We start from the raw sequence: 13,831 nt of genomic DNA, 5'->3' as shown, positions 1-13,831 counted from the left end.
GAATCTCAGCCCTCAATCATCAAACCCGACCTGCTCGTGGATCTCGTCGACTTTCAGCTCCAGCCGATACGCCACTGCAATGAATAGTGCCTGGCACAGGCACAGGGTGGCGCTCAGCGAGCGGAAGGCGAACGAGCTGCCTTCATTGACCAGCAACACCGAGTTAGCACGCTTGGCCAGCGGCGACAGATTGCTGTCGGTGATGATCAGCGTCTTGGCCTGATGATGCTGGGCGATGCGCAGGCAATGTTGGGTTTCCTTGCCGTAGGGCGTGAAGCTGATGGCAATCACCAGATCGTTGGCACGCACGCTGCGCATCTGCTCTCGATAGCTGCCCCCCAGGCCCGATATCAAGTGAATACGCTTGTTGGTGTGTTGCAGGTTGTAGACCAGATAATCCGCCACAGCAAATGAGCGGCGCACACCCACCACGTAGATATTGTCGGCGTTGACTACCAGATCTACAGCCTTTTCGAACTCATCGTCGTCCAGCTCTGCACTCAAACGCTCCAGCCCGGAGAGCGTTGCGCTCACGCATTCGCGTGCCAGATCGCCCGAGTGAGCCTTCTGTGACTTGTTGGCGATCATGCTGCGGATGCGTTGCTGGTAATTCTGCACCGGCGTGGTCTTGTGCGTATACGCCTCGCGAAACAACGCCTGCATCTCACTGAAGCCGCTGAACCCGAAACGCTGCGAAAAGCGCACGATGGCCGACGGGTGGACTTCGCATTCGCGGGCAATGTCACTTATCCGGTCAACCATGATCCGGTCGCTCTGCTGGCTCATATAGCTGGCGATGCGCTTGAGTTGACGCGGTAAACCGTCGTACTCATCAGTGATCAGCCTTAGCAGGCCTTCGGCATTGGTCGGCGGCATGTCGACGCTCGTCTCGGGCAGAGTGGGCTGATCGGCGCTGGTCATATTCAAATCCTTTCTACTTGTTCTTTCAGGGCACATGTTCTTTCAGGGCAATTTCTTACAGCGCAACGTCTTTCAGGGTAGCGCAGTTGTACGCCCGACGATGGGGGCTGCCTTTGGCGGGGACGACTATAGCTTACCCGCCTGTGCATTGTGCCAGCACTTGAATAGCGGTATGGAAAAAATATTCCACTAAAAATAATTATAGAATAAATATTGATTGATGAGGCTCGACGTTTTACGCTGCATTCACAAAGCAGCGTGTACACATGATGCAGGCGCTGCAGGCTGATAAAAATAACAGGAGCCACCATGGGCCAGACACGCTTTGCCACTGGGCGTCAGTTGGATCTGATCTGCCTCGGACGCCTGGGCGTCGATCTTTATGCGCAACAAGTAGGTGCGCGGCTGGAAGACGTTTCCAGTTTCGCCAAATACCTGGGCGGCTCATCGGCCAATATCGCATTCGGTACTGCCAGGCTGGGGCTCAGGTCGGCCATGCTGAGCAGGGTAGGTGATGACCATATGGGTCGCTTCCTGGTCGAGTCGCTGGCCCGCGAGGGCTGTGATGTCAGCGCTATCAAGCGCGATCCCGAGCGCCTGACCGCCATGGTGCTGCTGGGGCTGAAAGACCGTGAAACGTTCCCCCTGGTGTTCTACCGCGAAAATTGCGCCGACATGGCTTTGCGCGCCGAGGACATCGACGAACAGCAGATCGCGTCGAGCAAGGCGCTGCTGATCACCGGCACGCATTTTTCTACCGATCAAGTGTTCAAGGCCAGCAGCCAGGCGCTCGACTACGCCGAAAAGCACGACGTCAAACGCGTGCTGGATATTGATTATCGCCCGGTGCTCTGGGGCCTGGCGGCCAAGGCTGATGGCGAGACACGTTTTGTTGCCGATCAGAAGGTCAGTCAGCATGTGCAGCGCATCCTGCCGCGTTTTGACCTGATTGTCGGTACTGAAGAAGAATTTCAGATTGCCGGCGGCTCTACCGATTTGCTCACTGCCCTGCGTACCGTGCGCGAACTGACGGCCGCGACGCTTGTGGTCAAGCTCGGCCCGCAAGGTTGTACAGTGATTCACGGTGCGATTCCTGCGCGGCTTGAAGACGGCGCAATCTACCCCGGCGTGCGGGTTGAAGTGCTCAACGTGCTGGGCGCTGGCGATGCGTTCATGTCCGGTTTTCTCAGCGGCTGGCTCAAGGATGCCAGCGACGAGCGCTGCTGCCAGCTGGCCAATGCCTGTGGCGGGCTGGTGGTGTCGCGGCATGCCTGTGCGCCCGCGATGCCGACGCCTGCAGAACTCGACTACCTGTTCAACAGCCCACACCCCATTACCCGGCCTGATCAGGATGTCGCCCTGCAACGGCTGCATCAGGTCAGCGTGCCGCGCAAGCAGTGGCGGCAGTTGTTCATCTTCGCCTTCGATCATCGCGGTCAACTGGTCGAGCTGGCCCAGCAGGCCGGGCGTGATCTGAGCAGCATCAGCCAGCTCAAGCAACTGTTCGTGCAGGCGGTTGAGCGGGTCGAAGCCGGCCTGCGCCAGCGCGGCATCGACGCCGATGTCGGGCTGCTTGCCGACCAGCGCTTCGGTCAGGATTCGCTCAACGCTGCGACCGGTCGCGGCTGGTGGGTGGCGCGTCCGGTGGAAGTGCAGGGTTCAAGACCGCTGGCGTTCGAGCATGGCCGCTCCATCGGCAGCAATCTGCTCGCCTGGCCGCAAGAACAGATCATCAAGTGCCTGGTGCAATATCACCCCGATGACGAGCCCATGCTGCGCCTGGAGCAGGAAGCGCAGATCAAGGCGCTCTACGACGCGTCGAAAGTCAGTGGTCACGAACTGCTGCTGGAAATCATTCCGCCCAAGGATCACCCCTCGTCTCATCCCGACGTGATGGTTCGGTCGCTGAAGCGTTTGTACAACCTGGGCATCTACCCTGCGTGGTGGAAGATCGAGGCGCAGAGTGCGCAGGTCTGGCAGCAACTGGACGAATTGATCCAGCAGCGCGATCCGTATTGCCGTGGCGTGGTACTGCTCGGGCTCAATGCGCCTGTCGAAGACCTCGCTGCCGGTTTTGCCGAAGCACGACACAGCCGCGTCTGCCAGGGTTTTGCCGTGGGCCGGACCATATTCCGCGAGCCAAGCCGGGCCTGGATGGCCGGGGAAATAGACGATGCGGCGCTGGTCAGTCGGGTGCAGAGCACCTTCAACTGGTTGATCGAGTCCTGGCGCGAAAGCCGCGCCTGACTCTTTCTTGATCTGACGTCGCGATAACAACAAAAAAGGTGCAGCCATGCCCGTTTCCATTTCCACACCCAGGATCCGCATCGGCATCAACCCGATCTCCTGGAGCAACGATGACTTGCCGGCCCTCGGCGGAGAGACGCCTCTGAGCACCGCCTTGAGCGAAGGCAAAGCCATTGGTTACGAAGGCTTTGAGCTCAACGGCAAGTTTCCGAAAGATGCCAAGGGGGTCGGTGATGTGCTGCGGCCCTATGATCTGGCGCTGGTGTCCGGCTGGTATTCAAGCCGTCTGGCGCGGCGCTCGGTGGCCGAAGAAATCGAAGCCATTACCCCGCATGTGCAATTGCTCGCCGAGAATGGCGCGTCGGTGCTGGTGTACGGTGAAGTGGCTGACTCGATTCAGGGGCAGCGCATTCCGTTGGTTGAGCGCCCGCGTTTTCACAGCGATGCAGCCTGGCATGAATATGCCGAAAAACTCACCGAACTGGCGCGTTTCACTCTATCCCGAGGCGTGCGCCTGGCGTATCACCACCACATGGGCGCTTACGTCGAGTCGCCACAGGATATTGATCGGCTGATGACACTGACCGGCAAGGAAGTCGGGCTGCTGTTCGATTCGGGGCATTGTTACATGGGCGGCGGCGAGCCTTTGCAGGTGCTGAGCAAGCACATCGAGCGTGTCTGCCATGTGCATTTCAAGGATGTGCGCAAACCTGTGGTGCAACTGGCACGCAACAATCTCTGGAGCTTTCCGGACTGCATCATCAATGGCACGTTCACGGTGCCAGGTGATGGTGATATCGACTTTTCAGCGCTGCTCAAGGTGTTGTTGCAATCCAACTATAGCGGCTGGCTGGTGGTCGAGGCCGAACAGGACCCAGCGGTAGCGCCGAGTTATGTGTATGCCAAAAAGGGCTATGACACCCTGCGCCAACTGCTGGCCGATGCGCGATAAGGAGGATCTATCCATGAATCTGCTGACCAAAAGCAAACCCCAGGGCCGTGACATCGTGGCGCTGGCGCCCGGTTCGCTCGAGTACGTGAACTTTGCCGCCTACCGTCTGGAAGCCGGAGAGCGCCTGCCTCTCGGTGCCGAAGAAAACGAACTGTGCGTGGTCTTGCTGGCCGGGCACGCCAGCGTGAATGGCGAAGCACCGGGGCAGGGCGCTTTCAGTTGGGAAAACATCGGCGACCGGCAATCAGTTTTCGAGGAAAAATCGCCGTTTGCGGTCTACCTGCCACCGCATAGTCAGGCAGAGTTCGTTGCGCGTGGGCCGCTGCACCTGGCGGTATGCACGGCACCGGGCGATGCGCGCAAACAGCTTGCGGCACGGCTGATCATGCCGGGCAGCATGAAACGCAGCGTACGCGGCAAAGGGGCCAACACCCGTTACGTGTGCGACATCCTGCCGGACAGTGAACCGGCGCATTCGCTGCTGGTGGTCGAGGTGCGGACTCCTTCAGGGCATTCGTCCAGCTACCCGCCACACAAGCACGACCGGGACAATCTGCCCCACGAAAGCTTTCTCGAAGAGACCTATTACCACCAGGTCAACCCGCCGCAGGGTTTCGTTTTCCAGCGGGTTTACACCGATGACCGCAGTATCGATCAGGCCATGGCCGTGGAAAACAATGATCTGGTGACAGTGCCCAAAGGCTATCACCCAGTGTCCGTGCCCTACGGTTACGAATCGTATTACCTGAACGTGATGGCCGGTCCGACGCGCGCCTGGCAGTTCCATAACGACCCGCAGCACAGCTGGCTGCTGGATCTTTGATTTCCCCTTTTTACTCTGGAGGCATGAGATGAACGAGTCACCGGTGATCGGCCATTACATCAACGGACACCTGAATGACGGCGATGGTGAGCGTTACAGCGATGTCTTCAACCCGGCAATCGGCACTGTTCAAGCGCGCGTTGCGCTGGCCAGCGTGAAAACCGTGGATGAAGCGGTCGCTTCGGCCAAGGCTGCTTTTCCCGGCTGGGCCGATCAGTCCTCGCTGCGCCGGGCGCGGGTCATGTTCAAGTTCAAGGAATTGCTGGACCGGCACCACGACGAGCTGGCGCAGATCATCTGCCGCGAGCACGGCAAGGTGCTGTCTGATGCGCGTGGTGAAGTGGTGCGCGGTATCGAGATTGTCGAATTTGCCTGCGGTGCGCCCAGCCTGCTGAAAAGTGATTTCAGCGACAACATTGGCGGTGGTATCGATAACTGGAACCTGCGTCAGCCTCTGGGCGTCTGCGCCGGGGTCACGCCGTTCAACTTTCCGGTCATGGTGCCGCTGTGGATGATCCCCATGGCATTGGTGACCGGCAACTGTTTCATCCTCAAACCTTCCGAGCGCGACCCGTCTGCCAGTCTGCTGATGGCGCGCCTGCTCAAGGAAGCCGGTCTGCCTGATGGCGTATTCAATGTGGTGCAGGGTGACAAGGTGGCGGTCGATGCGTTGCTGCAACACCCTGACATCGAGGCCATTTCGTTCGTCGGTTCGACGCCGATTGCCGAGTACATTCACCAGCAGGGCACGGCCCACGGCAAGCGCGTGCAGGCGCTGGGTGGGGCCAAGAATCATATGATCGTGATGCCCGATGCGGACCTGGATCAAGCCGCTGATGCCTTGATCGGGGCGGCGTATGGTTCGGCGGGTGAGCGCTGCATGGCCATCTCCATTGCAGTGGTGGTGGGCGATGTCGGCCAGCAACTGATCGACAAGCTGCTGCCGCGCATCGACCAGCTCAAGGTCGGCAACGGCATGCAGGCCGATTCGGACATGGGGCCGCTGGTCACCGCCGTGCACAAGGCCAAGGTCGAGGGTTTCATCGATCAGGGCGTCAAAGAGGGCGCGAAGCTGATTGTCGATGGCCGCAACTTCAAGGTGCCGGGTGCCGAGCAGGGCTTTTTCGTCGGCGCGACGCTGTTCGACCACGTCACGCCGCATATGCAGATCTACAAGGAGGAAATCTTCGGCCCGGTGCTGGGCATCGTTCACGTCGCGGATTTCGCCAGCGCCGTCGAGCTGGTCAACGCACACGAATTCGGTAACGGTGTGTCGTGCTTTACCAGCGATGGTGGAGTGGCCCGTGCGTTTGCGCGGACCATCAAGGTCGGCATGGTCGGTATCAACGTGCCTATCCCGGTGCCCATGGCCTGGCATTCGTTTGGCGGCTGGAAACGTTCACTGTTTGGCGATCACCACGCGTACGGCGAAGAAGGCCTGCGCTTTTACAGTCGCTACAAGAGTGTCATGCAGCGCTGGCCGGACAGTATTGCCAAAGGCCCCGAGTTCAGTATGCCGACTGCCAAATAGCCTTCATCAATGGAATGTTGCGGAGAACAAGAACAATGAACCAACCTCTGCGTTTCGCCCTTAATCGAATGGTCGCGCCGCGCCTGTCTCTGGAAGGTTTCGTCGATCTGGCGGTGAAGCTGGGTGCCGATGCCATCGAGATTCGCAACGACCTCAAGGGTATCGAGATCGAGGACGGCACTGCACCCCAGGTCGTTCGTGACCTTTGCGCTGCCCGGGGGGTAAAGGTGCTGTCCATCAACGCCCTGTACCCATTCGATGTCTGGAATGAAGAGCGCGCAGCCCAGGCGACGAAGCTTGCGCAGTACGCTCGCGACTGCGGTGCGCGCGGTCTGGTGCTATGCCCGCTCAATGACCGTGCAGATCCGCGTAACGGCGCGCAGCGCGCTTCGGGGTTGCGCACCGCGTTGACTGCGTTGGCACCGATTCTTCGTGAGCACGGCATTCTCGGCTTCGTCGAACCGCTGGGCTTCGAGGAGTGCTCGTTGCGCCTCAAACGTCAGGCGGTGGACGCAATCAGGGCGGTGGGTGGGCTGGACGTTTATCGGCTGGTTCATGACACCTTTCACCACCACCTGGCCGGTGAGGTCGAGCTGTTTCCAGAGTTGACCGGGCTGGTGCATATCTCCGGTGTCGAGGATGCGCAGGCACCGCTCAACAGCATTCGCGATGGCCATCGCGTGCTGGTCGGCGAAGCTGACATTCTGGGTAATGCATCGCAGATCGAGCGTTTGCTGGACAGCGGCTATCAGGGCCATCTTTCCTTCGAACCGTTCGCCGAAAGCGTCCACGCGCTGACTGACATTCCTCAGGCGATAGCGGCGAGCATGACGCACTTGTCACGAGCCGTTTCGCAGCGTCACTGACTTGCGCCGTCAGGCCATCTCAAACCCTGGCCACCTCAAACAACAACAAGGTGCGAACATGAGTACAACCCGACTGACCATGGCCCAGGCCCTGGTGAAGTTTCTCGATAACCAGTACGTCGAAGTCGACGGCGTGCAGAGCAAATTCGTCGCTGGCATCTTCACCATTTTCGGGCATGGCAACGTGCTGGGTCTTGGGCAGGCGCTGGAACAGGACAGCGGCGACCTGATGGTTCATCAAGGCCGTAACGAGCAGGGCATGTGCCACGCCGCCATCGGTTTTGCCAAGCAGCACCTGCGGCGCAAGATCTACGCGTGCAGCTCTTCGGTCGGGCCAGGCGCGGCGAACATGATCACCGCCGCCGCAACCGCCTCGGCCAACCGCATTCCGTTGCTGCTGTTGCCGGGGGACGTCTATGCCAGCCGCCAGCCTGACCCGGTGCTGCAGCAGATCGAGCAGTTTCACGACCTGAGCATCAGCACCAACGATGCATTCAAGGCGGTGAGCAAATACTGGGACCGTATCAACCGTCCCGAGCAGTTGATGAGCGCAGCGCTCAATGCCATGCGCGTACTGACCGACCCGGCTGATACCGGTGCCGTCACGCTGGCGCTGCCTCAGGATGTGCAGGCCGAGGCCTACGATTACCCGGACAGCTTCCTGCAAAAACGTGTGCACCGTATCGACCGCCGCCCGCCCAGCAAGGCCATGCTTGACGATGCGTTGAAGCTGCTGGCCGGCAAGCGCAAACCGCTGCTGATCTGCGGTGGTGGCGTGCGTTATTCCAGCGCAGCCGACGCCTTGCAAGCCTTTGCCGAGCGCTTCGATATCCCGTTCGCCGAAACCCAGGCAGGCAAGAGTGCCATCGTTTCGGCGCACCCGCTGAACATGGGCGGCATCGGCGAGACCGGCACGGTGGCGGCCAATCAGCTGGCGAAAGAGGCGGACCTGATCATCGGCGTCGGCACCCGCTACAGCGATTTCACCACCGCGTCGAAATGGCTGTTCCAGAACCCGGATGTGCAATTTCTCAACCTCAATGTCGGCGCCTTCGATGTGCAGAAGCTGGATGGCGTGCAGGTCCTGGCCGATGCGCAGGTGGCATTGCAGGCACTGACTGAAAGCCTGCAAGCCAGCGGTTACCGTGCTGCCTGGGGCGATGCGCCGCAGACAGCCCGTGCGCAGCTGGATGCCGAGGTTGATCGCCTGTATGCGGTCGAGTACCAGAGCGAGGATTTCGTCCCGGAAATCAACGATCACCTGGACCCGGCCGTGCTACGCGAGTTCATCGAGCTGACCGGCTCGTGTCTGACCCAGAGCGGCGTACTGGGCATTCTTAACCAGAACCTGCCTGCCGATGCAGTGATCGTTGCGGCGGCGGGCAGTTTGCCGGGTGACCTGCAGCGTGCCTGGCGCAGTACCGGGGTCGACACCTATCACGTCGAATATGGCTATTCATGCATGGGCTATGAGGTCAATGCGGCACTGGGCGTCAAGCTCGCTGCGCCGCACCGCGAGGTCTTCGCGCTGGTCGGTGATGGCTCTTACATGATGCTCCATTCAGAGCTGGCGACCTCGATTCAGGAGCGGCGCAAGATCAACGTGGTGTTGCTGGACAACATGACTTTCGGCTGCATCAACAACCTGCAGATGGAACACGGCATGGACAGTTTCGGCACCGAGTTCCGTTTTCGCAATTCCGACACAGGCAAGCTCGACGGCGACTTTGTACCGGTGGATTTCGCCATGAGCGCTGCCGCCTATGGCTGCAAGACCTACAAGGTCAGCACCGCCGAACAACTGCGCCAGGCGCTTGTCGATGCGCAACGTCAAACGGTATCGACGCTGATCGACATCAAGGTCCTGCCCAAGACCATGATTCACAAATACCTGTCGTGGTGGCGTGTCGGCGTTGCCGAAGTATCAACGACCGGCACCACGGCCCAGGTTTACGAAAAACTCAACCGCGAACTGGCCAAGGCTCGTCAGTACTGATCACTTTTTATCGTTCAGCGCCCGTGACCCGTTCACGGCAACATCCAATAAAAAAAGGAACATGAAAATGGCATTGAAACTCGGTGTGATCGGTACAGGCGCAATCGGTCAGGATCATATCCGGCGTTGCAGCAAGACGCTGGTTGGCAGTCAGGTGGTAGCCGTCACCGACATCAACCTGGAGCAGGCAGCCAAAGTGGTGCGCGAGCTGGACATCGGTGCCGAAGTGTATGCCGACGGCCACGCGCTGATTGCCGCGCCCGACGTCGAAGCGGTGCTGGTCTGTTCCTGGGGCCCCAGCCATGAAGAGTACGTGCTGGCGGCCATTGCCGCAGGCAAGCCGGTGTTCTGCGAAAAGCCTTTGGCCGTAACCGCCGAAGGTTGCCGACACATCGTCGAGGCCGAGATCGCCAGCGGCAGGCGTCTGGTTCAAGTGGGTTTCATGCGCCCCTATGATCAGGGCTATCGCGCCCTGAAATCGGTGATCGACAGCGGCCGGATCGGCGAACCGCTGATGCTCCACTGCGCGCACCGCAACCCTCGGGTCGGCGAGAACTACAAGACCGACATGGCCATCACCGACACGCTGATTCATGAACTCAATGTGCTGCGCTGGTTGCTTAACGATGACTATGTGTCGGTGCAGGTGGTGTTCCCGCGCAAGACCAGCAAGGCCCTCGCGCACATGAAAGACCCGCAGATCGTGATGCTGGAAACGGCCAGAGGCACGCGCATCGACGTCGAAGTGTTCGTCAACTGCCAGTACGGCTACGACATCCAGTGTGAAGTGGTCGGCGAGAGCGGCATTGCCAAACTGCCCGAGCCTTCTCAGGTGCAGTTGCGCAGCGAAGCGAAATTGTCCAACGCGATCCTGATGGACTGGAAAGACCGGTTCATTGCTGCCTATGACGTCGAGTTGCAGGACTTCATCGATGGCGTCAACGCGGGCACGATTTACGGGCCTTCTGCCTGGGACGGTTATGCCGCTGCGGTGGCCGCCGATGCCTGTGTTCAGGCGCAGAACAGCGGAGCGGTCGTACCGATTGCCCTGGAGATGCGTCCCGCGTTTTATGACTGACAGAGGTGTCTGGAGTCGGGTTGTTTTTCAAACAATAAAAAGGAGGGCATCATGCGCATCGCACTGGATCCTTACATGTATCGCCACCTGTCGCTGGGTGCGATGGTCGATAAGACCGCGGAACTGGGCTACGACTATATAGAGCTTTCACCGCGCGAAGATTTCATGCCGTTCTACAATTACCCGCGCGTGGATCGTGCGCGGATCAGGGAGTTTCGCAAAGCCCTGAGCGATGCCGGTGTGAAACTCTCCTCGCTGCTGCCGCTGTACCACTGGGCCGCGCCGGATGAAGACTTGCGTATTGCAGCGGTGCGCAACTGGAAACGCGCCATTCAGGTGGCCGTGGAAATGGACTGCGACCTGATGAACACCGAGTTCAGTGGGCAATCCGATCATGCACTGGTGTGCGAAAACCAGTTCATGAAATCCATGGATGAACTGATGCCGCACTTCGAGCGAGAAGGCATCCGGCTCGATATCCAGGCCCATCCTTATGACTTCTGCGAACGCAACAACGAGTCAGTCGATATCATTCGCGGCCTGGACCGGGACTGGATCAATTACCTGTATGCCGCGCCACACACCTTTTTCTACGATGATGGCGTCGGGGACATTGCCTCCATGCTGCGGTACGCAGGTGACAAGCTCACCCACCTGATCATTGCCGATACCTATAATCACCGGGCTTCGTCCAACCTGCGCTACATCGTTAACCCGCCTGGCGTCACGGCAACGGTGCATCAGCATCTGGACATCGGGCAGGGCGAGGTGGACTGGGACGCGTTCTTCTCGACATTGCGGGACATCAATTTCGACGGTATTGCCACAGTGGCCGTATTTGCCTGGGAGGAGCGCGCAGATGAATCGAGCCGATTCATGCTGGAGCGGGTCAAAAGCGAGCTGCTTCGTTGAAACGGCGGCATCCAATACACGACCGAGGGCTGCGGCCATGAGGTTCATGGACTACAGGAGATATCCATGCGAGCAGGGCTGGTGGGCTACGGCAAAGGCGGGCGTTACTTTCATGCAACGCTGATTTCGAGTTTGCCCGGTGCCACATTTGCAGGCGTTGTCACCCGTTCACCCGAGCGAAAGCAGGAAGTGGCCAACGATCATCCCGGCGTGGCAACCTTCGACACGCTGGCTGAGCTGGTCGCTGCCGGGGTCGATGTCGTGGTGATTTCCACGCCCCTGGCTTCGCGCCGAGCGTTGATCCTTGAAGCGATAGAGCTGGGCGTCGGGGTGGTCAGCGACAAACCCTTTGCCAGCGACGCCGCCCAGGCGCGCGAGCTGGTGGAAGCGGCCGAACGGCGGGGCGTGCTGCTTAGCGTTTATCAGAATCGGCGCTGGGATTCCGACTTCCTCACCGTGCGCAAATTGATCGACAACAAGGCGCTGGGGCAGATCAGCCGGTTCGAGTCCAGTATCGAGCGCTATTCGCCACGCTCTGTCGGCAAGGCCAGCGGTGGTGGCATGCTGCGTGACCTGGGCAGTCATCTGGTGGATCAGGCACTGGTACTGTTCGGGCCGGTCGAGCGGGTGTACGCAGAATTGCAGTTCGCTACGCCGCAAGACGTACTGGACCACACGTTCTTCGTGTCCTTGAGTCATGCCAGCGGTGTGACTTCGCACCTGTCAGGCAGTTGTCTGCAAAATACCCCCAAGCCGCGTTTCAGGGTCAGTGGAACCAAGGGTTGTTACAGCGTCGAAGGGCTGGACGGTCAGGAGGAGGCTGCGTTTGCCGGCCTCACGCCACGGTCCGAGGGCGAGCGCTGGGGTGTCGAAGAGCATCGGCGCTGGGGCTGGTTCGAGCAGGGTGAGCACCGCGAGCGTGTGCCTTCGGAGCGCGGCTGCTGGCTTGAGTTCTACCGCCTGTTGCAGAGCGCCGTTGACGAGCAGGGCGGTAATCCGGTTGATCCTCATGATGCCATTGCATCGGCACAGGTCATGGATGCAGCCCGCTTGAGCGCCAGTGAAGGGCGGGTTGTGGTGCTGTAATCATCGTGTGCCACGCTGCATATAAAAGCCTGCCATCGGACAAGGCCCGACGCCTGACAAGCGTCGGGCTTTGTCGTATCTGCAGCCGAATAAAAATGAAATGGAATAAAATTCTAAAACCAGTTGAATTGGAAAATATTTTCCAATAGAGTCTTTTTCAGGTTACCGACTATCGAATCACTCGGGCTTTGAAGGTCTTTCAAGTCACGAGATGCACACCCAACAAAAACAAAACAAAAGATAGGTACTGTCGATGAAAACCCCTACCTCTGGCCTCACCGCCAAGCGTTCTGCCACCTCTTCATTCTGGATTCGGACCATGGAGCGATTTCTCACAATCGTTGCCCGTGGCATGTGCGTGCAACACAAGGACGCGCAACTGTTCTGCATTCCCGGAGCAACCGGGATCCGCCTGTCACGCTGATTCGCTGCATCCGAACAACAATAATCTGGAGACAGATCCTCATGAAGACCAAGATTGCTTTGACCTCATTGGCCATTGCGCTGATGTTGGGCAGCGGTGCAGCTTTGGCCGATATCAAGATCGGTGTGGCCATGTCGCAGTTCGATGACACCTGGCTGACCTACCTGCGTGACGACATGAATGCCAAGGCCAAAGCCATGTCCACGACCGAGAAAGTGGACCTGCAGTTCGTCGATGCCCGCGCGGACGTCAACAAACAGCTCGACCAGGTCAAGGACCTGGTCAACAAGAAAGTCGACGCCCTGATCGTCAATCCTGTCGACACCGCTGCCACTGCGCGGATCACCAAGGACGCGGTCGCCGCCGGCATCCCGCTGGTCTACGTCAACCGCCGCCCTGACGATCCGAAACTGCCTGCAGGCGTCGCCACCGTTACGTCGGATGACATGGAGGCAGGTCGACTTCAGGCGCAATACATCGCCGACAAAATGAAAGGCAAGGGCAGTGTCATGATTCTTCTGGGTGACCTGGCCAACAACTCCACGCAAAACCGCACCAAGGGCATCAAAGAGGTGCTGGCCAAGTACCCGGACATCAAGATAGATCAGGAGCAGACCGGCATCTGGCTACGCCAGAAGGGCATGGACCTGACCAACGACTGGCTTACCCAGGGCCGTAAATTCAACGCGGTGCTGGCCAACAACGATGAAATGGCCATTGGCGCGGCGATGGCGCTGAAGCAGGCAGGCGTGGATGTGGCTAAAGGCAGCGTTTTAGTCGCCGGTGTCGACGGTACGCCAGACGGGCTCAACGCCGTTACCAAGGGCGACCTCGCAGTCTCCGTTTTCCAGGACGCCAAGGGCCAGGCCGACGGAGCGATTGATGCTGCCGTGAAAATGGCGAAAAAGGAAAAGGTCGAGCCCCAGGCGATCATCATCCCTTATCGCCTGATCACGCCTGAAAACGTCGCCACCTTCAAATAACAACGATCGCCA

At 59.3% G+C, this 13,831-nt stretch carries 12 protein-coding genes; 11 read left to right on the top strand and 1 reads right to left on the bottom strand.

The genetic code is table 11. From position 1 onward, the window contains the following. Positions 1-12: 12 nt before the first annotated feature. Positions 13-921, bottom strand: coding sequence for a MurR/RpiR family transcriptional regulator (locus KP808_RS15810; RefSeq protein WP_010212666.1), 909 nt, complete (start codon positions 919-921; stop codon positions 13-15). Positions 922-1,230: 309 nt separating this feature from the next. Here KP808_RS15810 and KP808_RS15805 point away from each other — a divergent pair, with 309 nt between their 5' ends. From KP808_RS15805 to KP808_RS15755, 11 genes are all read left to right on the top strand, one after another. Continuing rightward, entirely contained in the window at positions 1,231-3,168 is a 1,938-nt protein-coding gene (locus tag KP808_RS15805; RefSeq protein WP_230016471.1) for a bifunctional 5-dehydro-2-deoxygluconokinase/5-dehydro-2-deoxyphosphogluconate aldolase, read from the top strand. A 46-nt stretch (positions 3,169-3,214) separates the two neighbouring features. Continuing rightward, positions 3,215-4,120 carry a myo-inosose-2 dehydratase gene (gene iolE / locus KP808_RS15800; protein ID WP_058401598.1) on the top strand — a complete coding sequence of 302 codons (906 nt, stop codon included), beginning with the start codon at positions 3,215-3,217 and terminating at the stop codon, positions 4,118-4,120. Between the two features lie 13 nt (positions 4,121-4,133). After that, positions 4,134-4,943 carry a 5-deoxy-glucuronate isomerase gene (gene iolB / locus KP808_RS15795; RefSeq protein ID WP_058401599.1) on the top strand — a complete coding sequence of 270 codons (810 nt, stop codon included), beginning with the start codon at positions 4,134-4,136 and terminating at the stop codon, positions 4,941-4,943. A 28-nt stretch (positions 4,944-4,971) separates the two neighbouring features. Further along, a complete protein-coding gene (locus KP808_RS15790) occupies positions 4,972-6,474 on the top strand; it encodes a CoA-acylating methylmalonate-semialdehyde dehydrogenase (protein WP_058409048.1) in 1,503 nt (500 codons plus the stop codon). A gap of 35 nt (positions 6,475-6,509) precedes the next feature. Beyond that, positions 6,510-7,340 (top strand): TIM barrel protein, encoded by an 831-nt coding sequence (locus KP808_RS15785; RefSeq protein WP_058401601.1) that lies wholly within the window; start codon positions 6,510-6,512, stop codon positions 7,338-7,340. Positions 7,341-7,398: 58 nt separating this feature from the next. Continuing rightward, positions 7,399-9,336: a 3D-(3,5/4)-trihydroxycyclohexane-1,2-dione acylhydrolase (decyclizing) gene (gene iolD / locus KP808_RS15780; RefSeq protein ID WP_122258397.1), complete on the top strand. Its 1,938-nt coding sequence runs from the start codon at positions 7,399-7,401 to the stop codon at positions 9,334-9,336. A 67-nt stretch (positions 9,337-9,403) separates the two neighbouring features. Next, positions 9,404-10,414, top strand: coding sequence for a Gfo/Idh/MocA family protein (locus KP808_RS15775; RefSeq protein ID WP_002554084.1), 1,011 nt, complete (start codon positions 9,404-9,406; stop codon positions 10,412-10,414). A gap of 51 nt (positions 10,415-10,465) precedes the next feature. Further along, a complete protein-coding gene (locus KP808_RS15770) occupies positions 10,466-11,326 on the top strand; it encodes a sugar phosphate isomerase/epimerase family protein (protein ID WP_122258398.1) in 861 nt (286 codons plus the stop codon). A 66-nt stretch (positions 11,327-11,392) separates the two neighbouring features. After that, positions 11,393-12,412, top strand: coding sequence for a Gfo/Idh/MocA family protein (locus KP808_RS15765; RefSeq protein WP_058401605.1), 1,020 nt, complete (start codon positions 11,393-11,395; stop codon positions 12,410-12,412). A 253-nt stretch (positions 12,413-12,665) separates the two neighbouring features. After that, positions 12,666-12,836 (top strand): hypothetical protein, encoded by a 171-nt coding sequence (locus KP808_RS15760; RefSeq protein WP_154618444.1) that lies wholly within the window; start codon positions 12,666-12,668, stop codon positions 12,834-12,836. Between the two features lie 41 nt (positions 12,837-12,877). Then, entirely contained in the window at positions 12,878-13,819 is a 942-nt protein-coding gene (locus KP808_RS15755; RefSeq protein ID WP_058401606.1) for a sugar ABC transporter substrate-binding protein, read from the top strand. The last annotated feature ends 12 nt before the right edge of the window (positions 13,820-13,831 follow it).

It is taken from the genome of Pseudomonas savastanoi, assembly GCF_020917325.1.
Taxonomy (GTDB): domain Bacteria; phylum Pseudomonadota; class Gammaproteobacteria; order Pseudomonadales; family Pseudomonadaceae; genus Aquipseudomonas; species Aquipseudomonas amygdali.
Note: the sequence above shows the minus strand (reverse complement) of the source record. Positions and strands in the feature narration are given on the sequence as shown.

Coding starts and splice junctions, on each gene's coding strand:
- KP808_RS15810 (WP_010212666.1), bottom strand. CDS start 921: ATGACCAGCGCCGATCAGCCCACTCTGCCCGAGACGAGCGTCGACATG.
- KP808_RS15805 (WP_230016471.1), top strand. CDS start 1,231: ATGGGCCAGACACGCTTTGCCACTGGGCGTCAGTTGGATCTGATCTGC.
- iolE (WP_058401598.1), top strand. CDS start 3,215: ATGCCCGTTTCCATTTCCACACCCAGGATCCGCATCGGCATCAACCCG.
- iolB (WP_058401599.1), top strand. CDS start 4,134: ATGAATCTGCTGACCAAAAGCAAACCCCAGGGCCGTGACATCGTGGCG.
- KP808_RS15790 (WP_058409048.1), top strand. CDS start 4,972: ATGAACGAGTCACCGGTGATCGGCCATTACATCAACGGACACCTGAAT.
- KP808_RS15785 (WP_058401601.1), top strand. CDS start 6,510: ATGAACCAACCTCTGCGTTTCGCCCTTAATCGAATGGTCGCGCCGCGC.
- iolD (WP_122258397.1), top strand. CDS start 7,399: ATGAGTACAACCCGACTGACCATGGCCCAGGCCCTGGTGAAGTTTCTC.
- KP808_RS15775 (WP_002554084.1), top strand. CDS start 9,404: ATGGCATTGAAACTCGGTGTGATCGGTACAGGCGCAATCGGTCAGGAT.
- KP808_RS15770 (WP_122258398.1), top strand. CDS start 10,466: ATGCGCATCGCACTGGATCCTTACATGTATCGCCACCTGTCGCTGGGT.
- KP808_RS15765 (WP_058401605.1), top strand. CDS start 11,393: ATGCGAGCAGGGCTGGTGGGCTACGGCAAAGGCGGGCGTTACTTTCAT.
- KP808_RS15760 (WP_154618444.1), top strand. CDS start 12,666: ATGAAAACCCCTACCTCTGGCCTCACCGCCAAGCGTTCTGCCACCTCT.
- KP808_RS15755 (WP_058401606.1), top strand. CDS start 12,878: ATGAAGACCAAGATTGCTTTGACCTCATTGGCCATTGCGCTGATGTTG.